This window comes from Bacteroides sp. AM41-16 (genome assembly GCF_003603495.1).
Lineage (GTDB): Bacteria > Bacteroidota > Bacteroidia > Bacteroidales > Bacteroidaceae > Bacteroides > Bacteroides uniformis.
In genome coordinates this window covers 25,974-32,136 of the sequence record NZ_QTNE01000032.1, presented here as the reverse complement: position 1 = coordinate 32,136, position 6,163 = coordinate 25,974, and the positions used below count along the sequence as shown (strand labels likewise).

Below are 6,163 nucleotides of genomic sequence, written 5' to 3'. Positions count from 1 at the left end.
GGAAACCTACCATAGAAATATGACAAGGCGCTGGGTGCTTAGCCTACGCGTACACCACCGAGGAAACGGAGAAAGTGGAGGTTTACCGTCTGGCGGAGAAGTTGGGCGGCGACATCGAAGCCGCCATCCGGCAACTTGCCGAGAAGCGGAGAACCAAAAGTTAATCATTTAATCATCAGCTAAAAACAAGAAATGCGTATGAATTTATCAAAAGTTAAAATGCTGCAAGTCAGCAAGTGCCTGATCGGATTGGCGGTCATGATGCTGCAATCCTGCGATGTGGTCGATAACCGCCGTGATATGCTGTGCGGGAACTGGGAGAGCGTGGAGGGGAAGCCCGATGTGCTTATCTACAAGGAGGGCGAAGCCTACAAGGTGACGGTGTTCCGCCGGAGCGGTCTGCGCCGCAAGCTGAAACCGGAAACCTATCTCTTGCAGGAGGAAAACGACAACCTGTTCATGAACACCGGCTTCCGCATCGACGTGTCCTACAACGAGGCAACGGACGTGCTGACCTTCTCGCCGGGCGGCGACTATGTGCGGGTGAAACCGCAGCCGGGACACCCGACAGAAGAATAACAACCACTAAAATCCAAAGTAACATGAGAACAAGAATAACAATGATTATCTGCCTGTGCCTGCTTTTCGCAGGCAGGGCAAGCGCACAGTGGGTCGTAAGCGATCCGGGCAATCTGGCGCAGGGTATCATCAATGCCTCCAAAAACATCATCCATACCTCCAAGACTGCCACGAACATGGTGAGCAACTTTCAGGAAACGGTGAAAATCTATCAGCAGGGCAAAAAGTATTACGATGCCCTCAAATCGGTGAACAATCTCGTCAAGGACGCCCGCAAGGTGCAGCAGACCATCCTGATGGTAGGCGACATCACCGACATTTATGTAAACAGTTTCCAAAGGATGCTCCGTGATGGAAATTTCAGACCAGAAGAGCTGTCGGCAATCGCTTTCGGTTACACGAAACTGCTGGAAGAGAGCAACGAAGTATTGACGGAACTGAAGAATGTGGTGAACATCACCACGCTCTCCATGACCGACAAGGAGCGCATGGACGTGGTGGAACGCTGCTACTCCAAAATGAAGCGTTACCGCAACCTTGTGAGCTATTACACCAACAAGAACATCTCCGTGAGTTATCTGCGTGCGAAGAAAAAGAACGACCTCGACCGCATCATGGGGCTGTACGGGAACATGAACGAAAGATACTGGTAAGCCTATGGAGTTCGATAACCTTCATCAGATTTTACGCTCACTTTATGAGCAGATGATGCCGCTATGTGGGGACATGGCGGGTGTGGCGAAAGGCATCGCCGGGCTGGGTGCGCTGTTCTACGTCGCCTACCGGGTATGGCAGTCGCTGGCGAGAGCCGAACCGATAGACGTATTCCCGATGCTCCGTCCTTTTGCCATCGGTCTGTGCATCATGTTCTTCCCGACTGTGGTGCTGGGCACGATAAACAGCATCCTCTCACCCGTCGTACAGGGCACGGCAAAGATGCTGGAGGCGGAAACGCTGGACATGAACCGATACCGGGAGCAGAAGGACAAGCTGGAATACGAGGCGATGGTACGCAACCCCGAAACCGCCTACCTCGTGTCCAACGAGGAATTTGACAAGCAACTGGAGGAACTCGGCTGGTCGCCCTCCGACATGGTGACGATGGCGGGAATGTATATCGACCGGGGAATGTACAACATGAAGAAGAGTATCCGCGACTTCTTCCGCGAGATACTGGAACTGCTGTTCCAAGCCGCCGCCCTCGTGATAGACACCGTCCGCACCTTCTTTCTCGTGGTGCTGGCGATACTCGGTCCGATAGCCTTCGCCCTGTCGGTATGGGACGGTTTCCAAAGCACGCTCACGCAGTGGATATGCCGCTACATACAGGTCTATCTGTGGCTTCCGGTGTCGGACATGTTCAGCACCATACTGGCGAAGATACAGGTGCTGATGCTGCAAAGCGACATCGAGCGGATGCAGGCAGACCCGAACTTCTCGCTGGATTCGAGCGACGGGGTGTATATCGTGTTCCTCTGCATCGGCATCATCGGATACTTCACCATTCCCACCGTTGCCGGCTGGATTATCCAAGCCGGAGGCATGGGCGGTTACGGTCGCAACGTGAACCAGATGGCGGGACGAGCCGGAAGCATGGCGGGCAGCGTGGCGGGTGCAGCCGCAGGAAACGTGGTCGGACGTGCCGGGAAACTGCTGAAATAATCAACTGACAATTAAAAACGAATAAACAACAATGGAATTTAAGTCACTTAAAAACATCGAATCATCGTTCAGGCAGATACGCCTGTTCGGTATCGTCTTCCTCTCGCTGTGCACCGTGGTGACGGTGTGGAGCGTGTGGAACTCCTACCGTTTCGCGGAGAAGCAACGGGAGAAAATCTATGTGTTGGACAACGGCAAGTCGCTGATGCTTGCGCTGTCGCAGGATCTGTCGCAGAACCGTCCAGCGGAGGCACGGGAGCATGTGCGCCGCTTCCACGAGCTTTTCTTCACGCTGTCACCTGAAAAAAGCGCGATTGAACACAACGTAAAACGTGCCTTGCTGCTGGCAGACAAGAGCGTGTACCACTATTATTCGGACTTCGCCGAGAAGGGGTACTACAACCGCATCATCGCCGGAAACATCAACCAAGTGTTGAAGGTGGACAGCGTGGTGTGTGACTTCAACGCCTATCCCTACCGAGCCGTGACCTACGCCACGCAGAAAATCATCCGGCAAAGCAACGTCACCGAGCGCAGCCTCGTGACCACCTGCCGCCTGCTGAACGCATCACGGTCGGACGACAATCCCAACGGCTTCACCATCGAGGGTTTCACCATCATCGAGAATAAGGATTTACAGACTATCAAACGGTAACGGATTATGAAACGGAAAGTAAAAAGTATCAGAAAAACAATGTGGGGCGTGTACTGGAAGCTCCACGACAAACGGAAACGGCTGGTGGCAAGGCTCAAAGGGTATCTGGACGGTTTGCCGCCGGAAACACGCCGCCGCATCGTACTGGGGATGCTCGCCGCCTTCGCGGTGCTTGCCCTCTACACCTTCGGCAGAGCCGTCTATGACATCGGCAGGAACGACGGCTTACGCATGGAAACGGGACACGCCGGACGGGTGGAACTGCCGACCCCGGTGGAAACTGACAATCACTTAACACCTTATTTATATGGAACAGACGAAGAATGAACCGACGAAAGAGAACAAAGCCGCTCCCGACACGGGAAAGCCGAAAAAGGGGCGCGAACCGCTGACCGAGGCGCAGCGGCTGAAACGGCAGAAGATGATAGTCCTGCCCGCTATGGTGCTGGTGTTCATCGGGGCGATGTGGCTGATATTCGCCCCGTCCTCCGGCAAGGAGCAACAGCCGGGAACAGACGGATACAACACCGAGATGCCCGACGCGGACAAGGCGAACCGGCAGATTATCGGCGACAAGTTGAAAGCCTACGAGCATGGGGAGATGGAAGAGCGTCTGGAGAGCCGCAACCGTGCCATCGGGCAGCTGGGCGACATGTTCGACCGCGAGATAGCTGGAACGGAGGACGGGACGGACTTCGACCTCGCCAATCCGGGCGGCAAAGAGGAAAAGGCACAGCCCGCCACGCCGCAGACCATCCAATCCTCCGCAGCCGCCTACCGTGACCTGAACGCCACCCTCGGCAACTTCTACGAACAGCCGAAGAACGACAATGCCGAGATGGATGAGCTGTTGGAGCGCATCGCCTCGCTGGAGTCGGAACTGGAAAGCGAGAAGGGCAGGACTTCATCTATGGACGAACAGGTGGCACTTATGGAGAAGTCCTATGAGCTGGCGGCAAAGTACATGGGCGGTCAGAACGGAGGAAAGCCGGAACAGGCGGCAGAGCCTTCCACCGTGCAGAAGGGAAAGAAGAACACGGCGACACCCGTAAGGCAAGTGACCCGCCAAGTCGTTTCCTCCCTTGCACAGCCCATGAGCAACGCGGAGTTTGTCGCCACCTTCTCGCAGGAGCGCAACCGGGGGTTCAACACGGCTGTCGGCACTACAGAGGTATCGGACCGGAATACCATCCCGGCATGTGTGCATGGTGCGCAGAGCGTGACGGACGGACAGACGGTAAGGTTGCGCCTGCTGGAGCCTATGGCGGTGGCGGGCAGAACAATCCCACGCAATGCAGTGGTGGTCGGCACGGGCAAGATACAGGGTGAGCGGCTCGACATCGAGGTCACCTCGCTGGAATACGATGGCACGATTATCCCGGTGGAGCTTGCGGTCTATGACACGGACGGACAGCCCGGTATCTTCATCCCGAACTCGATGGAGATGAACGCCGTCAGGGAGGTCGCCGCCAACATGGGCGGCTCGTTAGGGAGCAGCATCAACATCTCCACCAATGCCGGGGCGCAGCTCGCCTCCGATTTGGGCAAGGGGCTGATACAAGGCACGAGCCAGTACATCGCCAAGAAGATGCGAACCGTAAAGGTGCATCTGAAAGCCGGGTACAGGGTCATGCTCTATCAGGAAAAGGACTGAAAACAACAATCAATCAAAAAAACATTTACCACTAAAATCCAAAAGTAATGAGAAAAGTAATCATCATGTTTGCCCTCGCTATGGGCATCGCAACTGCCAACGCGCAGGAGAATGTAACCGTTGAAACGACCAAAGGAAGTGAACAGCCGACCTTGACGAAGGAGGTCTATCCGCAGAAGGAGGCGGACGGCGACCTGTATCACGGTCTGTCGCGCAAGCTGACCTTCGACCGCATGATACCGCCGCACGGACTGGAAGTGACCTATGACAAGACCGTCCACGTCATTTTTCCGGCGGAGGTGCGCTATGTCGATTTAGGCTCGCCCGACCTGATTGCCGGGAAAGCCGACGGAGCGGAGAACGTCATCCGCGTGAAGGCTACCGTGAGAAATTTTCCCAACGAAACGAATATGTCCGTCATCACGGAGGACGGCAGTTTCTACACCTTCAACGTGAAGTACGCCGCCGAACCGCTGTTACTCAACGTGGAGATGTGCGATTTCATCCATGACGGCAGTACGGTGAACCGCCCGAACAATGCGCAGGAAATCTATCTGAAAGAGCTGGGCAGCGAAAGCCCGATGCTGGTGCGCCTTATCATGAAGTCCATCCACAAACAGAACAAGCGCGAGGTGAAGCATATCGGCTGCAAGCGTTTCGGCATCCAATACCTGTTGAAAGGCATCTACACGCACAACGGCTTACTCTACTTCCACACGGAGATAAAGAACCAGAGCAACGTGCCTTTCGATGTGGACTACATCACTTGGAAAATCGTGGACAAGAAGGTGGCGAAACGTACCGCCGTGCAGGAGCAGATCATTCTGCCGCTCCGTGCGCAGAACTACGCCACTCTCGTGCCGGGCAAAAAAAGTGAGCGCACGGTCTTCACGATGGCGAAGTTCACCATCCCCGACGACAAGTGCCTCGTGGTGGAGCTGAACGAGAAGAACGGCGGCCGTCACCAGTCCTTCGTGATTGAGAACGAGGATTTGGTACGAGCCAGCACCATTAACGAACTTCAAGTGCGCTGACCATGAGAAAATACATCGCAATAATCATCGCGTCGCTTGCCCTTTTCACGGGGCAGGCGCACGCCCAGCGGTGTCTGCCGAAGATGCATGGCATCGAGGTAAGGGCGGACATGGCGGACGGTTTCAATCCCGGTGGCAAGGACGGCGGCTACAGTTTCGGGGCGTCTCTTTCCACCTACACGAAGAGGGGAAACAAGTGGGTGTTCGGTGGCGAATACCTCCTGAAAAACAATCCTTACAAGAACACCAAGATACCCGTGGCGCAGTTCACGGCGGAGGGCGGCTATTACTTCAAGATACTGTCGGACGCTCGAAAAATCGTGTTCGTCTATGCCGGGGCTTCGGCTCTTGCCGGATATGAGTCGGTGAACTGGGGAACGAAGGTGCTGCATGACGGTTCTACGCTGCACGACCGGGACGCCTTCATCTACGGCGGCGCGCTGACGCTCGATGTGGAATGCTACGTGGCAGACCGTATAGCCCTGCTTGCCAATCTGCGGGAGCGTTGCCTTTGGGGTGGCGACACGCGGAAGTTTCACACGCAGTTCGGGGTCGGTATCAAGTTCATCATCAACTGAC

8 protein-coding genes are annotated in these 6,163 nt (G+C 55.4%); all 8 read left to right on the top strand.

All coding sequences use genetic code 11. From position 1 onward, the window contains the following. The first annotated feature begins 198 nt into the window (after window positions 1-198). Genes DW896_RS20655 through DW896_RS20620 form a run of 8 tightly spaced genes read left to right on the top strand, consistent with a single transcriptional unit; the run spans window position 199 to window position 6,162 of the window. Window positions 199-579, top strand: coding sequence for a DUF3876 domain-containing protein (locus DW896_RS20655; RefSeq protein WP_002560979.1), 381 nt, complete (start codon window positions 199-201; stop codon window positions 577-579). Window positions 580-602: 23 nt separating this feature from the next. Beyond that, window positions 603-1,232, top strand: coding sequence for a DUF4141 domain-containing protein (locus tag DW896_RS20650; RefSeq protein WP_002560978.1), 630 nt, complete (start codon window positions 603-605; stop codon window positions 1,230-1,232). Window positions 1,233-1,236: 4 nt separating this feature from the next. Beyond that, window positions 1,237-2,241, top strand: a complete 1,005-nt coding sequence (gene traJ, locus DW896_RS20645; RefSeq protein WP_002560977.1) for a conjugative transposon protein TraJ — start codon at window positions 1,237-1,239, stop codon at window positions 2,239-2,241. Window positions 2,242-2,272: 31 nt separating this feature from the next. Then, a complete protein-coding gene (traK, locus tag DW896_RS20640) occupies window positions 2,273-2,896 on the top strand; it encodes a conjugative transposon protein TraK (RefSeq protein WP_002560976.1) in 624 nt (207 codons plus the stop codon). A 39-nt stretch (window positions 2,897-2,935) separates the two neighbouring features. Then, window positions 2,936-3,223 carry a TraL conjugative transposon family protein gene (locus DW896_RS20635; protein ID WP_002560975.1) on the top strand — a complete coding sequence of 96 codons (288 nt, stop codon included), beginning with the start codon at window positions 2,936-2,938 and terminating at the stop codon, window positions 3,221-3,223. Then, complete coding sequence (traM, locus tag DW896_RS20630) at window positions 3,204-4,550, top strand: conjugative transposon protein TraM (RefSeq protein ID WP_002560974.1); 1,347 nt, start codon at window positions 3,204-3,206, stop codon at window positions 4,548-4,550. The genes DW896_RS20635 and traM overlap by 20 nt, the downstream gene beginning before the upstream one ends. Window positions 4,551-4,597: 47 nt before the next feature. Further along, window positions 4,598-5,584: a conjugative transposon protein TraN gene (gene traN / locus DW896_RS20625; protein ID WP_002560973.1), complete on the top strand. Its 987-nt coding sequence runs from the start codon at window positions 4,598-4,600 to the stop codon at window positions 5,582-5,584. A gap of 2 nt (window positions 5,585-5,586) precedes the next feature. Next, entirely contained in the window at window positions 5,587-6,162 is a 576-nt protein-coding gene (locus DW896_RS20620; protein ID WP_008764729.1) for a conjugal transfer protein TraO, read from the top strand. Window position 6,163 lies beyond the last annotated feature (1 nt).

Bases quoted from the DNA above. Each gene is read 5' to 3' on its own strand.
- traM (WP_002560974.1), top strand. From the start codon at position 3,204: ATGGAACAGACGAAGAATGAACCGACGAAAGAGAACAAAGCCGCTCCC.
- DW896_RS20655 (WP_002560979.1), top strand. From the start codon at position 199: ATGAATTTATCAAAAGTTAAAATGCTGCAAGTCAGCAAGTGCCTGATC.
- traK (WP_002560976.1), top strand. From the start codon at position 2,273: ATGGAATTTAAGTCACTTAAAAACATCGAATCATCGTTCAGGCAGATA.
- traN (WP_002560973.1), top strand. From the start codon at position 4,598: ATGAGAAAAGTAATCATCATGTTTGCCCTCGCTATGGGCATCGCAACT.
- traJ (WP_002560977.1), top strand. From the start codon at position 1,237: ATGGAGTTCGATAACCTTCATCAGATTTTACGCTCACTTTATGAGCAG.
- DW896_RS20650 (WP_002560978.1), top strand. From the start codon at position 603: ATGAGAACAAGAATAACAATGATTATCTGCCTGTGCCTGCTTTTCGCA.
- DW896_RS20620 (WP_008764729.1), top strand. From the start codon at position 5,587: ATGAGAAAATACATCGCAATAATCATCGCGTCGCTTGCCCTTTTCACG.
- DW896_RS20635 (WP_002560975.1), top strand. From the start codon at position 2,936: ATGTGGGGCGTGTACTGGAAGCTCCACGACAAACGGAAACGGCTGGTG.